Origin of the sequence: Vibrio ordalii ATCC 33509, assembly GCA_000257205.1 — a bacterium.
Taxonomy (GTDB): Bacteria; Pseudomonadota; Gammaproteobacteria; order Enterobacterales; family Vibrionaceae; genus Vibrio; species Vibrio ordalii.
The window spans coordinates 1-13,226 of record AEZC01000144.1; the positions used below are offsets into that span (position 1 = coordinate 1).

General features: G+C 44.1%; 13 protein-coding genes. 4 read left to right on the forward strand and 9 right to left on the reverse strand.

Features of this window, described 5'->3' with window-relative positions; translation table 11 throughout:
- The 4 genes from VOR_RS0110355 to phhA all read right to left on the reverse strand — a co-directional run.
- Window positions 1–1,265, reverse strand: a 1,265-nt coding sequence (locus VOR_RS0110355) for a DUF3369 domain-containing protein (protein WP_010319639.1), incomplete at its 3' end; no start/stop codon positions are given.
- 191 nt (window positions 1,266–1,456) lie between these two features.
- Window positions 1,457–1,651, reverse strand: a complete 195-nt coding sequence (locus VOR_RS18430; protein WP_081480742.1) for a hypothetical protein — start codon at window positions 1,649–1,651, stop codon at window positions 1,457–1,459.
- Window positions 1,630–1,962, reverse strand: coding sequence for a 4a-hydroxytetrahydrobiopterin dehydratase (locus VOR_RS0110360; protein ID WP_010319640.1), 333 nt, complete (start codon window positions 1,960–1,962; stop codon window positions 1,630–1,632). The genes VOR_RS18430 and VOR_RS0110360 overlap by 22 nt, the downstream gene beginning before the upstream one ends.
- Entirely contained in the window at window positions 1,955–2,746 is a 792-nt protein-coding gene (gene phhA, locus VOR_RS0110365; protein ID WP_010319641.1) for a phenylalanine 4-monooxygenase, read from the reverse strand. Before phhA ends, VOR_RS0110360 begins: the two co-directional genes overlap by 8 nt.
- A 234-nt stretch (window positions 2,747–2,980) precedes the next feature.
- Between phhA and VOR_RS0110370 the strand changes: the two genes are divergently transcribed.
- Together VOR_RS0110370 and VOR_RS0110375 are read left to right on the forward strand one after the other, a co-directional pair.
- Window positions 2,981–4,987 (forward strand): acetoacetate--CoA ligase, encoded by a 2,007-nt coding sequence (locus VOR_RS0110370; RefSeq protein ID WP_010319642.1) that lies wholly within the window; start codon window positions 2,981–2,983, stop codon window positions 4,985–4,987.
- Window positions 4,988–5,148: 161 nt separating this feature from the next.
- Window positions 5,149–6,084: a LysR family transcriptional regulator gene (locus VOR_RS0110375; protein WP_081480743.1), complete on the forward strand. Its 936-nt coding sequence runs from the start codon at window positions 5,149–5,151 to the stop codon at window positions 6,082–6,084.
- Between the two features lie 298 nt (window positions 6,085–6,382).
- On the opposite strand, the gene VOR_RS0110380 is transcribed toward VOR_RS0110375, so the two are convergent.
- Entirely contained in the window at window positions 6,383–7,018 is a 636-nt protein-coding gene (locus VOR_RS0110380; protein WP_029627091.1) for a class I SAM-dependent DNA methyltransferase, read from the reverse strand.
- A gap of 159 nt (window positions 7,019–7,177) precedes the next feature.
- Here VOR_RS0110380 and VOR_RS0110385 point away from each other — a divergent pair, with 159 nt between their 5' ends.
- Both VOR_RS0110385 and VOR_RS0110390 read left to right on the forward strand, forming a co-directional pair.
- Window positions 7,178–8,056: a LysR family transcriptional regulator gene (locus tag VOR_RS0110385; RefSeq protein WP_010319645.1), complete on the forward strand. Its 879-nt coding sequence runs from the start codon at window positions 7,178–7,180 to the stop codon at window positions 8,054–8,056.
- A gap of 239 nt (window positions 8,057–8,295) precedes the next feature.
- The gene (locus tag VOR_RS0110390; protein WP_010319646.1) at window positions 8,296–9,192 is read left to right on the forward strand and encodes a cation diffusion facilitator family transporter; all 897 of its coding nucleotides are present in this window, start codon (window positions 8,296–8,298) and stop codon (window positions 9,190–9,192) included.
- Window positions 9,193–9,267: 75 nt separating this feature from the next.
- Here the strand turns inward: VOR_RS0110390 and yddG are convergent, their stop codons facing one another.
- The 4 genes from yddG to VOR_RS0110410 form a co-directional block, all read right to left on the reverse strand.
- Entirely contained in the window at window positions 9,268–10,182 is a 915-nt protein-coding gene (gene yddG, locus VOR_RS0110395) for an aromatic amino acid DMT transporter YddG (protein WP_010319647.1), read from the reverse strand.
- Window positions 10,179–10,778, reverse strand: coding sequence for a sugar O-acetyltransferase (locus tag VOR_RS0110400; RefSeq protein WP_010319648.1), 600 nt, complete (start codon window positions 10,776–10,778; stop codon window positions 10,179–10,181). Before VOR_RS0110400 ends, yddG begins: the two co-directional genes overlap by 4 nt.
- 171 nt (window positions 10,779–10,949) lie before the next feature.
- Window positions 10,950–11,348: an OsmC family protein gene (locus tag VOR_RS0110405; RefSeq protein WP_010319649.1), complete on the reverse strand. Its 399-nt coding sequence runs from the start codon at window positions 11,346–11,348 to the stop codon at window positions 10,950–10,952.
- Window positions 11,349–11,378: 30 nt separating this feature from the next.
- Window positions 11,379–12,359, reverse strand: a complete 981-nt coding sequence (locus tag VOR_RS0110410; protein ID WP_010319650.1) for a Gfo/Idh/MocA family protein — start codon at window positions 12,357–12,359, stop codon at window positions 11,379–11,381.
- Window positions 12,360–13,226 lie beyond the last annotated feature (867 nt).

Sequence of the window (13,226 nt, forward strand, 5' to 3'; positions counted from 1 at the left end):
TGCCAGAGGGGGGGACGATTGGATTTACTCAGTATTTCGACACCACAGTCAACGTGCTTTTTCATGATTTCCCATTCATCAGCCGTTAACTTACCTGGTTTATGCAAAATACTATCCGGTATTGCGACTTTACCTACATCATGCAGTGGTGAACCATTTTTTATCATGTACATCTCCTGCTCGGGCAAGCCACACAGCTCGGCCAGTTTTTCAGCAATTAGTGAAACACGCTGCACGTGTGCACCTGTTTCTTTACTTCTGGCTTCCACTGCATTCGCTAAGTTATAAACAAGCTCTTTCGATGTTTCGCGTAGATCAAGCTGTAAATTTAAGTTTTCAAAAGTTAATCCTATGTTGTACATATAGATTTCAAGCAAACGTTCGTCGTTTTCAGATAAGAGCTCAAGCAAATTAATATAGAGTAAATTCTCTACGCCACGGCTATCCATCATATACAGCACAGAAGCATCATCATAGCTATGTGACATTTGGGTTTGCAGTGCAAGCTGGCAGCGCTTAGCCACTTCCGAAGGTAAGCGGGAGAAATCACAGTCAGAATAACAATCGACAAATCCTCCAATCTCCGCCAACGTTAAAGCGCACGAACCTTCACCTTCAGACTTAGGCTGAACAATACAATAAAATGCTGATGCATGGAGTTTAAGTAAAGACGTGAGCTGGCTCAGTACAGATTCAGCATAGGTTTGTAAGGTTGTAGTATTTTGTACCTTCGCTGAGGCTTCAATCACGCGTTTAAGCCCCTCTTTTTGCTCTTCTATCAAACAGAGGTCCCGATAAGAACGCAGCATCGAATAGAGCAGGGTTCTGAGTTTTTGTGTGGTGAGTTCTGTTTTCTCTTTATAGTCATCAATTTCATACTCTTGGATGACCTTATCTTCCGGGGCTTGCCCTGCTTGTCCGGTACGCAATACCAAACGAATGATTCTATTCTTACACTCTTCACGGATATACCTAACTAAATTCAACCCCGCGTGTTCTGTCTCCATGACAACATCAACGAGCGCTAAAGCTATATCAGGCTTAGTACTCATCACTTCTCTGGCTTCAAGACCAGACATAGCAGACAGTAGCTCTAGTGGCCGCCCTTGAAATGAAAACCCTCTTAGCGCTAAACGAGTGATCTGGTGCATCTGCTCATCATCATCGACTAGCAATACTTGCCATGGCTTATTTTCAACCTTAAGTTCATGAGATTTCTGATCATTAGGTTGCTCTTCTTGTCGATAATCCGCAAACAGATCCATTGCCTATCTCTCTGTATTAATCAATTCCTACTCTTATAGGTTTAGCACATAACCACTTTGTTGCTTGGCTAGAATCTTAATTAATCTGATGAATCTATTAGTTTTTGAAATCGATAACTTAACACTCCGATGAGGATCACAACCTCATCCCTAGATGACTGGGTACCTTTTATTGACACTCAACTTTATGGCTAATTCTTATATTTAAACTGAGCAATCTCACTGTTTAGTGTCTCTGCTTGCCCAGAAAGGTCGGTAAGCACCCCATCAACATCATTCACCTGCCCAGAAACCGACCGTGAAGCATCGGCAATCGAAGTAATACTGCTGCTGATTTCATCCGTTACTGATGTTAGTAGGAAGTCTAGTCGATTAACCCATCGCATTTTGCGGCGCAGATAAAATCGTTTTTGTGCAGTCCTTTGATGGAATGGCTCCACCAAGTCACGGTCACTTTACCCCACTCCAATAACAAACTGGGGTGGTGGAATTCCGCTTCAGCTAATTGAGCAACTTGGTTAGAAAATGCCCATGCCAACTTGAAGTTTTTGAACACATACACTTTTTCCAACTGGGGGATGCCATCACGTACAACAATAGACCACCCCTCAAGTTCAGTGAGTAGTTGCTGCTGCTCGGGGATCGATAATACTAGCGCATCAAGGCTACAAGCTTCACAACGTAATTCTTCAAGCATGGGTCTCTTCCTTGGGTTGAAATAAGGGGGCCAACAAGCCTGCCTGCATGGCGCTTTCTACCTGCTGTACAAGATTTTCTTGGCTCAAATGGTACAGTTCTCGTAGATCATCCAACACATAATAAATGGGTTGCATGATATCAATACGATATGGCGTTCTCAGCACTTGTTGGATGTCAAATTTTTCACGTATGGCCGTTTGATTATCAAGGCTATACACGGTTTCAGCGGGGGAGGATAAAATACCTCCGCCATAAATTTTTACACCGTCACTTTCTTGCACTAAACCAAATTCGACCGTAAACCAGTAGAGTCGCGCCAAATAAGCTCTCTGTTTTGGGCTCGCGTTAGCCCCAAGTTTGCCGTAAACCTGAGTAAATGATGCAAAATCAGGATGAGTAAGCATCGCGCAATGACCAAAAATCTCATGAAAAAAATCCGGCTCTTGCAAATAGTCAAACTCTTCACGGCTACGCAAAAACGTGGCAACTGGAAATTTCTTGTCTGCCAACAAGGCGAAAAATCGATCAAAATTGATTAAAGCGGGCACTGGCTCGACTTGCCATCCGGTTTCACGTTGCAAAATACGGTTGATATCGGGCAACTGAGGAACCTGATCTTTAGAGAGTTGCAGCATCGCTAACCCATCCAAATAGGCTTGGCATGCTCGCTGCTCAATGACGGTCTCTTGACGCGCGATCAGATCATGCCAAATCCGATCCTCTTCGTTACTCCAGTCAATGAAACCTTTGCTATTTAATGGCTTAGAATGATACTTCGTCATACCACAACCTTTTAACAAACCGATTACATTAAGCCTATCGCCTCGTGAAAAGTCTGCCAATCTTAGGCTCGACATCTGACGACGCTCACGCGTAACAAATATTTTACATTTATAGTTTTTTTACTTAGATATCAGGGATATGATTATGACAAACCCGTTTGACTTTACGGCGTTCGCCGACAACACTAAACAGTGCCAACAGATCACAAAATAAACGTGCAAGGGATCGCGATTATGTTTGAAGAAAATTTGACGCCGCACACACCGCTTTGGGTCCCTAGCCAAGACCGCATCAAAGCGTCCAATTTAAGCCAGTTTATTGAGCACGTTAATATGCAAAGTGAGGCGATAGAAAGCTACTCACAACTGCATCTGTGGTCAGTCACCGAGAGAAAAAAATTTTGGTTAGAAGTGTGGCAATTTTGCGATGTGATCGGCTTTCGTGGTAACTGCATTTACGGTGAGGGGGCTGCGAGATGGGACGAATTCACCGCCGCCAGAGACACGATTTGGTTTCCCCAAGCACAATTAAACTACGCGGAAAATCTGCTCTCTTATGCGTTTCAACAACCGGAAAGCATTGCCGTTTGGTTTAAAAATGAAAATGGCCAAAACAAGAAGCTGACATGGCAGCAACTTAGTGATCAGGTTTCAATTATCCAACAGTGGTTAACACAAAATGGAGTTGAAAAAGGTGATGTTGTCGCCGGTTACTTACCCTATATGACCGAAACTTTAGTGGCTATGTTAGCAACGACTAGCTTAGGAGCCGTTTGGACATCAACCTCTCCCGATTTCGGTGTCGACAGTGTAGTGGAGCGTTTCGGCCAAGTACAACCCAAAATTTTATTCTGCTGCAATGGATATACGTTTAATGGCAAAACCCACCTCATGGAAGAAAAAAACCGTCAGATTGTCGATGCTATTTCGAGCCTACACAACATTTGCCAAATCGAATATTTACAGCAACGTCCACTCACGGCTGATTTTAAGGACGCTTTTTCTGATTGGAATGCGATTCTCGCCAGTTACCTTCCACGTGGGCTGCGCTACGAACGCGTTGGCTTCAATGACCCACTGTTTATCTTGTACTCATCAGGTACGACAGGTAAACCCAAATGCATCGCCCACTCGGTTGGAGGTACGATTTTAAATCATCTCAAAGAGCATCAATTACACTGTGATATTCAACCGGGCGATCGTGTGTTTTATTACACCACTTGTGGGTGGATGATGTGGAACTGGCATGTTTCGGCGCTCGCTAGCGGTGCTACGTTGGTTATTTATGATGGTAGCCCAATGTATCCGCAACCGGGTGTATTGTGGGATTTGGCAGAAGAAGCCAACATCACTTTGTTCGGTACATCGGCCAAATATTTAGAGGCACTGCAAAAAACCGCGTATTCACCGAGCGATTACTACCCTCTCTCCTCACTGAAAACATTATGTTCAACAGGTTCGGTTTTGTACCCAAAACAGTTTGATTATGTATACGCCAACATAAAAGCGGACTTACACCTCGCCTCTATCTCGGGTGGAACCGATATTTGTGGCTGCTTCGTGCTTGGCAACCCCATATCGCCGGTGTATCGAGGAGAATGCCAAGGCGCAGGCTTAGGACTTGATGTCGCCGTATTTAACGACCGTGGTCAACCCGTGATACAACAACGGGGAGAGTTAGTCTGCCGTAATAGTTTTCCTAATCAACCCATTGGGTTTTGGCATGACGATGGCCAACGTTATCACGAAGCGTATTGGAGCAAATTTTCTGGTGTATGGCACCACGGGGATGAAGTTGAGTGGACCGATAACGGGGGAATGCGTTTTTATGGGCGCAGTGACACCACCCTAAACCCTGGAGGCGTGCGTATCGGCACGGCGGAAATTTATCAGCAAGTGAATAGCTTGCCTGAAATACAAGATTCGGTCGCTGTGGGTCAGAAAATCGATAATGACGAACAGATCATCCTTTTTGTACAACTGGCTCCACAGTGCGAACTCAACACCCTACTGGTGAACACCATCAAACAGCGCCTAAGAAAAAACTGCTCCCCTCGTCATGTTCCTGCGCAGATCCATTCCATCAGTGATGTACCGCGCACCAAATCAGGAAAACTGGTAGAACTCGCCGTGAAGCAAGTACTGCATGGTGAAACCATCCAAAATCTAGGTGCGATTGCTAATCCTGATGTATTAGAGGAGATCCACGCACTACTTGCAGGTATTCTGAGAGTAGAGTAAACGACCTTGAAAGCACGAAATACAACATGGCAGACAGCCATCAGCAGCACGCTATGCTACAAATTGCGACTATGACGTGGTAAACATTTCAGCTTTCTGTCAAATAACCTATATTTTTCCGTGTCATTTATCAGTATGTCAGTGATATGCTTTTGAAAAATTTGGAGGAACCGCCTTTATTTATGGATTATATTCACCTTTCAAGAATCAGTTTAAAACACCTAACAGCGCTACACGTTATGCTCAGCACCCACAGCGTCACACAAACAGCGGCCCAGCTCTGCATTAGCCCTTCAAGCATCAGTAAAAACTTATCGCAACTACGCATTCTCTTGGAAGATGAACTCTTTTATCGTGACGGCACACATTTGATACCTACCCCTTTCGCACTACAAATGGGCCCCACTGTCCATTCAATCCTCTCTAGCATGAATGGATTACTGCATCACTCAAATTTCGAACCTCAGCACTATCAAGGTAAATACCGCCTTGCGATGCGAGAAAGCGCCTTTGAGCTGTTTGCTCCTATTTTGACGAACGTAATAAAAAATCATGCACCGCAAGCTTCCTTTACCATCTACTCGAAAGATCACTATGGCTTCGACGCCCTGCAAAGCGGGTTGATTGATTTCGTCATTTTGCCACACGATATCAGCCAGCCCCCAACGCGAGATAAAGAACTCGTGTGGGAAGTGATTGCTCACGATGAAATGGTCTGCTTAATGCGTAGTGATCATGCTTTAGCCAATGAAGTACTCACTATCGATCACTACCTTGCTCAATCCCATATCGGCATCATGGACAAAGAGCTGGCTGAACCTTTTTTTGAACAGAATTTAGCTCAATCTCATCGAGCTCGTCATGTTCCGGTTGTTGTTGCTGACTTTGGTGCGGCCGCCATCTTATGCAAGCATACCGACTCACTCTTTACTTGCTCCAAACGCTGGGCGGAACAAGCGATGCAAGCTAAGGGGTTGCTCATCAAACCGTTACCTTTCAATTATGGGAAAGTGGCTTACAGCTTAGTGTGGAATAAGCCCAGTATGAACGACCAAGCTTTGAAATGGTTGTGCGAACAGCTCAAAAAACCACACTGATGTTTGTGAATCAACGTTGAAAATTTAGCTCAATGCTCAAAATAAAGAAGGCCAGCACAATGATAGTGCTGGCCTTCTTTTATTTTTTCTGATGTGCTCTTATTTTTTAATTAACCCTAGCCATGAGTTATTAGTCAACAAACAGAATTATTACTGATAACTGTCTAAGCGCTTTCTAGAAAGGAACACTATCGTGACACTTATCAATAACTAAAGATTACGCAAGTTGGTTGGTATGGAACAGTGAAATAACGTAAATAAGCCATTATCAATCTGGAAAACCATTCAATTTATGAGGTTATCTCCTACCAATGCCCATCAGTACTGGCGCTAGACCTTTTGAATTTTTAATCTCAAACGCAACTGCGGTTTCCACTTGGCTAAAACCTGCGCTTTTCAGCTGTGTCTCAATTTGGTTTTGGCTAAGACCATAGTCAGGATCATCTTCTTCAACCAACCAGTCCCAATGAATAAAAACGCCATGCTCATCTAATAGAGAATGAATGATAGTAAATACTTCATTCAGATTCGGCACAAACGCGCACACAGATGAGGCCACAACAAGATCGAATTGTTTGCGAAAGGCCGGATGTTGCGCGACTAGACCACGGGTCAGAAAATCCACCACGGGTTCAACGTTGACCAACTCTTTTTTATCCAACTCTTCAATCATGGCCTCAGAGCCATCTAGCGCGACAATATCTCTGGCATGGCGAGACATCATTTGGCTCAGCAAGCCCGTACCACACCCGAAATCAAGAACATGTTTACCTTCGAGAGTGACCCGTTTCTGCAATTGATGAAACACATTTTGAGCAAAAAGCGTTGTGGATTCGTCCTGCTCCCACTGAGCTGCACACTCATCCCATTCGTTCGCCATCATGGCCTCCGTGTTACTTCTTGTATTGGGGAAATTTCCCCAAGAATAAACCAAAACTGTGTTACGTTCATAGAGTTACAGCTCAATCTTGACTAAGAAATGATGAACTGGCTTTGATTGGCGAGAAAACCGTCAGTTGGTAGCAGAACATCAGATAGGCAGTGGTACTAAAATTGTTTATGATCAACCCATTATTGTGCCTTAGAGAACGTTATGAACCTTTCTCAAATTGAAGCATTTTTCTCTGTCGCGGACACAGGCTCAGTCTCCGAAGCGGCGCGACAATTAGAATGTAACCGAACCAAACTCAGTATGGCGATTAAAGCGTTGGAGAAAGAGCTCGATACCGCTCTTTTTGTGCGCACTGGCAACAACCTAACCTTATCTGAAGCGGGGAAAGCAATTTATAAAGATTGTGAAAGTGTTTTGGTGACCATTGCACGTATAAAACACACCTGTACGCAAATATCACGGGGCTTCAACGCCGAGATGTGGATTGCCCGTGATGATTCTCTTCCTGATGCCTTGTGGCAAGATTTTGCACACCAGCTGAATAATCGTTTTCCAGCGACCTCGTTTAACCTTGTATTGGCTTCAAGCGGCGACTTAGCCAACTTGATTGCCACTCATCAAGTCGATTTTGCTTTTGGTGTCGATTACGAAAGAATCAACGACCCGCGGATCACGTATCAACCCTTGGGTAAAATCCGGATGATGTCAGTGTGCAAAAGTGACCACCCACTAACTAAGATTTCTCGAGTCACCGACGAAGAACTGCGCAGAGCAATGCAAGCCGTGATGGTCTATTTAAACGAAAAAGATAACCCCGAATTACAACCTTTCTCTCGTCGCTACATTGGCTTTTCCAGTTTCGATTACATGCTCAATACCATTTTGACTGAGAATGCATGGGGCGTATTGCCAGAACCTTTAATTCGCCACTTCCTACGTGAACAAAAGCTAACGGTGATTAAGCACACCTACGGTCTCACTCAAGAAGATTACTGCATGTTTACGGCCACTGGCATGGCCGAACACCCTGGCATGAACTGGTTAGCCGATAAGTTGCGTGACTATTTGTTTGATTTTTAATTTTCTTGTTTGATTTTTAATTTTCGTTGTTTAGTTTTTAAGATGCCCATATTTTGAACAATCTAAAGCGAAGACAGTCAGCGTCAATTATTATGACAGGCAAATAATAACATAACCAATTGTTTTAATTAAAAATAAACTCACAACCCAATATTCAAGCCAACGACCAATACACTTAGAGATTGTCAAAACTGTGCTTTAAGCCAAAATAACAGCATGTTTTCAACAGGTAGTCTTTTATGTGTGCTCGAACAAGAAATAATGAAAATCGCATTTTGACGATTTCAGCCCTTTTAGCTTCTGGCTTTGCTAGCAGTGGTTTGGTAGTTGGTATGCTTGTCGGTTCACTGGTTATCGTGTTTGACGGTGTGTATTCACTGGTTAGTTTGCTGTTAACATTATTGTCGCTGGTGGCGTCACGCTACATTCGTAAACCTTCTGACGCCACTTTTCCTTTTGGACGGGCGGTGCTAGAACCAGCGGTTATTGCCATCAAAGCCAGCGTTATTTTGTTAGTCGTGAGTTATTCGTTGTACTCGGCTGTCATGGCATTGTTTAGCGGTGGTCGAGAAGTGGATGCCTCTATCGCAACTGTTTTTGGCACAGTGAACGTGATTGGTTGTGCGATTGCGTGGTGGTTCATGGTCAACAAGAGTAAACGTTACTCTTCTGGTTTGATTGACGCTGAAGTAAAACAGTGGAAAATGGATACACTACTAAGCGTCGCGGTAACGGTAGGCTTCATTGCCGCTTGGTTGATGACCTTGTCTCCTTGGGCAAAATATGCCGTCTATGCAGACCCAATCATGATGTTATTAATGTCGTTTTACTTTATCAAAGTGCCTTATGACATGCTTAAATCGGCAACGCGTGAATTGTTGATGATGTCACCAAGCAAAGAGATTTGTAAAACCGTGGATCAAGGTGTCATTGCCGTAGGCGAAGAATCAGAGCAAGATATCGAGTTGACTGCGGTGACTAAAGTCGGTCATGAGCTGTGGGTCAATGTCGATATTCGCCCTGATGAGAATGAAATGATTGCACTCGAAGATATCGAAAGTACTCGTCGCTCGCTACATAAGCGTTTATCAAAGCTGCCATTCGTACTGCAATTAACCATGAACGTGGCTCGCTAATCAGTCTCAATTAAACGGAAAAAGCCCTCTCGTTCCAGAGAGGGCTTTTTTATACATAGCAAAGCTGTTGCGATGTCAGGCCATTGGCATTTTCTCTTGTACAGTAGGTTGACGTTCTCTGGTCGCCCACCAACAAATTAAAGAACCCATCGTCACCATAATCACACCTTGCCAAAAGCTTAGCCCAAGCGCTACACCTAAGATTAGCGATGAAAGCAAGGTTGAAATCACTGGCGTGAAATAAGAAAGAGTCGCCAATAGAACCATGTTGCCACGCAAGATTGCCACATTCCAAAGTGCATAACCGCTGCCCATCACCACACCCGTTAACGCTAAATTCAAGGTTGCTGGAACGCTAAACACTAAAGTGCTTTCGCTGCTAAGAAAATACTTAATCCAGAGGGCGATAGCCGTAGCCATAAAGAACAGAATAATGGCATTTTGTCCATTGGCTAACTGTTTGGTGATATTGCAATAAACAGCCCAAATAATCGCCCCGCCAAACGCCATGCTATAGGTTAAGGGATTAGTCGCAATATTGGCTGAGATTTGCATCACCGAAAATCCACTATCACCAGTAATGGTCCAAGCAACCCCAACAAATGCGAGCGCAACGCTTGGATACACCAGAATATGGACGGTTTTACGGCTGAGAAATACCGCAAACAACACCGTCAAGGCTGGCCACAAATAGTTAATCACCGCCATCTCAAGCGCTTGATGGCGATCATTGGCCATACCTAACGCTAATGCTAAGCAGATTTCGTAGCTCACAAAAAGCGCGCCACCGATCAGAACATAACGCAGAGAAAAGTGTTTGAATTTAGGCACGCCCATGACAAGCATCAGAAATACTGAGCTCACAGTGTAAATCAGTGCCGCCCCACCAATTGGGCCAAATTGCTCGGTGACCGTTCTGATTAGCCCCATTAGACAGCTCCACAGCAAGATAGCCGCAACACCAAATAGTGTATGTTTATGCTGCTTCAATGATGCCCTTCCTTAACTGAACTATGCAGGTCAGATGTTCCATTCATTTCTTTTAATGAACGGAGCACTCTCGCTGGTGTGCCTCCGACTAGGCTATCAGCTGGCACATCCTGATTGACCACTGAATTTGCCGCGACAACCGAACGCGCACCAATCGTGACTCCCTGATTAATCACAACGTTGCCACCAATCCATACGTCATCTTCAACCGTAATCGGCTTGCAAAATGTTTCCCACGAGCGGCGGCTTCGATAATCCAAAGCATGCGCTGGTGTATAAAACTGGGTGTTAGGGCCAATCAAAACATGATTACCAATCGTGATTTTAGCGCCATCAAGCATAGTGACATTCATATTGATAAAGGTTTCATCACCAATGGAAATTGTTTCACCGAATTCACAATAGAAAGGTGGCTGCACCACACTTTGTTGGCCAATTTGACGATATAGCTGAGTTTGCAATTGATGGCGAGCTGTGGCATCGGCGCATTGGTTGATCTGTAACAGTAAATGTCCTGCTTTGCTACGAATGGCTTCCATTTCTGGGTCTGCACCGTCAAACACCATACCATTCATCATTTTTTCCATTTCGGTCATGAGCCGTTCCTCCTTATGCATCTAGTTTATTTAGACTACTTGGATAAACAAAAGAAAAAAGAGAAAAGCTCACTGTTTCACTTTCCTCTTTAATTTCAACCAACCTGTAACGCACAGGAAAAGGCAAGATCAGAGCATATTGCTTTTTCCTAGTCTTATTGATTGAATGGCTTAAACAATCGCCCAACTGTGAGTCATTGTGACACCTTTGCCTAACATTAAGCAGACAGAACAGTACTTTTCTAATGAATCGGTCGTCACTTTTTCAACGACACTAGGGTCAAGATCAACGCCTGATACGTCGAAATGGATATTGACTAGCGTAAAAATCCGCGGTGCGGTTTCACGGCGCTCAGCCGTCAATTTGGCGTTACATGCCGTGACCTGTTGATTGGCCGATTTTAAGCCATCAACCACATCCACAGAGCTACAACCTCCCGCAGCCATCAAAACCATCTCCATCGGGCTAGGCGCGGTTGCACCGCCACTGCCATCCATCACCACCGAATGACCAGATTGGGATTGGCCCAAGAACTTGAAATTTTCGACCCACTTTACTTCAGCTTGCATTATTTTTGCTCTCTTCTCTGTGCGATGAAACTACAGGTTATCGGTTGGAAAAATCACGCCCGTTTGGCGGCGTATTTCTGTCAATAATTTGGAAACGGTGAGTGAGCGTAATTTGCATCGCTCATCTATTGTCTTGTTCTGTATCTGATCTGCAAATTTTTGTGCTTCGTAGAACATGCGGTTGGCGTGTTGCTCAATACTCAGATCTTGGGTTTGACCACCACGGTTAATTCTCGTGATGCGGTTGCAGGTAGAGATCATCTCAACGTGCAGTGCGGCCTCTTCACCTTGAATTTCGCTCGGCAAATAGGAGTCACTGGTTTTTGAATGCATTAATAGCACATCAAAACCGTCATATCCTAAGATCACACTGCCGTTACCATCAACCCCCGTCTCCAGTAAATGCGCTTGGGCTTGCACCGATTTAGGCTCACCAAACAGTTCAATGGCTGAGCCCAAACAGTAATAACCAATATCCATGATCGAACCATTAGAGAACTCGGGCAAAAAGGTATTGGGCATCTCACCCTTGAGATATTTAGGGTAACGAGAGGAATACTGGCAGTAGCTGAGCACCGCTTTACGGATAGCGCCAATATGCGATAGCTCTTGTTTGAGAACGGAAAAATTGGGCAAATGTGGCGTTATAAAGGCTTCAAACAGTACCACGCTATGCTGTTTGGCAACTTGATACATCTGCTGTGCTAATGAGAAATCAGAAGCCAGCGGCTTCTCACAGATAACATGTTTGCCCGCTTGCATCATTTGAATCGACTGCGGGCAATGCAGGACATTCGGGCTGGCGATGTACACGGCATCCACATTGTCACTCTCACCTAGGGTCTTAAGGTCAGTAAACAAAGTCGGATCATCGTATTTTTCGGCAAATTGTTTCGCCTTGTCCAGCGAACGGGAATAAACCGCTACGAGCTGAAATTTCCCAGTATCCAATGCCCCTTCAATAAACTGGTCAGTAATCCAGTTGGTTCCAATAACGGCTAAGCGAATCATCATTCTATCCTTTCATTATTTCACCCATTATCTGGAGTTACTCCGCAGGAAGCAATGTTAACCTCACCACTCATTATTTTCAGGTGACTATTATTTTTAAGTGAACTAAATAAAGAAAACCCCACTAAGCTTTCGCTTAGTGGGGTTCCAGTTCTTACTCGCAGCAATCCAGCTACTGATAAGTGCTCCCTGCATCAATTCCTTGATAGTCTGCTGATTCCCTCAGCGCATTCCCTTTCATCGCCTTCCTAGCGGTGTCCTTAACTCCGTCGTCCCGACAGATTTGTGCACTTTTCCTTTGCACCGTCCATTAACTTTCCTTGATAACCATCCTAGTTATTCAGCATCCGGCTAATGTCCTTCGCTATCCCTGCCGACAATTCTTCCTGAATCATCGAATCTTCGTCCTGAAGATGACCTATCCTTGGGTCTTTCCTGTTCCGTGTCTGCTTCCTGATGACAAGCTCAGATTACGGATTTCAATTTTTTCAGCAATCCCCCACCTGTTGTTTTTTCTCTACCAGAAAGAAGGGAAATAAAAATTATCAATTACATTCAAATGGTTATGGTATTTTTATCTCTTTTTATTGCATAAGGAAACGCTGAAGTCTCACGATACGTGTAAGAGATCTCGCACAAACTTAATCCTATAATTGCCTATCACAGCAAGCAAGAAGCCAGGGCAAGAAGGCGAACGTTTTCTGACCACTTGAAACGATCGATTTAACGATCATATTTAGTTGTGATCATATGTTCTCTTTCAAATAATAATCATTATGATGTTTTTAACTGGACCCAATCATGTCTCAATTAACTTTATTTTACGATGCAACCTGTCCATTGTGCGCTCAGATGAAACCTATGGCC

Coding starts and splice junctions, on each gene's coding strand:
- VOR_RS18430 (WP_081480742.1), bottom strand. CDS start 1,651: ATGCGATGGGTTAATCGACTAGACTTCCTACTAACATCAGTAACGGAT.
- VOR_RS0110410 (WP_010319650.1), bottom strand. CDS start 12,359: ATGATTCGCTTAGCCGTTATTGGAACCAACTGGATTACTGACCAGTTT.
- VOR_RS0110385 (WP_010319645.1), top strand. CDS start 7,178: ATGAACCTTTCTCAAATTGAAGCATTTTTCTCTGTCGCGGACACAGGC.
- VOR_RS0110360 (WP_010319640.1), bottom strand. CDS start 1,962: ATGCTTGAAGAATTACGTTGTGAAGCTTGTAGCCTTGATGCGCTAGTA.
- phhA (WP_010319641.1), bottom strand. CDS start 2,746: ATGACGAAGTATCATTCTAAGCCATTAAATAGCAAAGGTTTCATTGAC.
- VOR_RS0110400 (WP_010319648.1), bottom strand. CDS start 10,778: ATGACCGAAATGGAAAAAATGATGAATGGTATGGTGTTTGACGGTGCA.
- VOR_RS0110390 (WP_010319646.1), top strand. CDS start 8,296: ATGTGTGCTCGAACAAGAAATAATGAAAATCGCATTTTGACGATTTCA.
- VOR_RS0110405 (WP_010319649.1), bottom strand. CDS start 11,348: ATGCAAGCTGAAGTAAAGTGGGTCGAAAATTTCAAGTTCTTGGGCCAA.
- VOR_RS0110370 (WP_010319642.1), top strand. CDS start 2,981: ATGTTTGAAGAAAATTTGACGCCGCACACACCGCTTTGGGTCCCTAGC.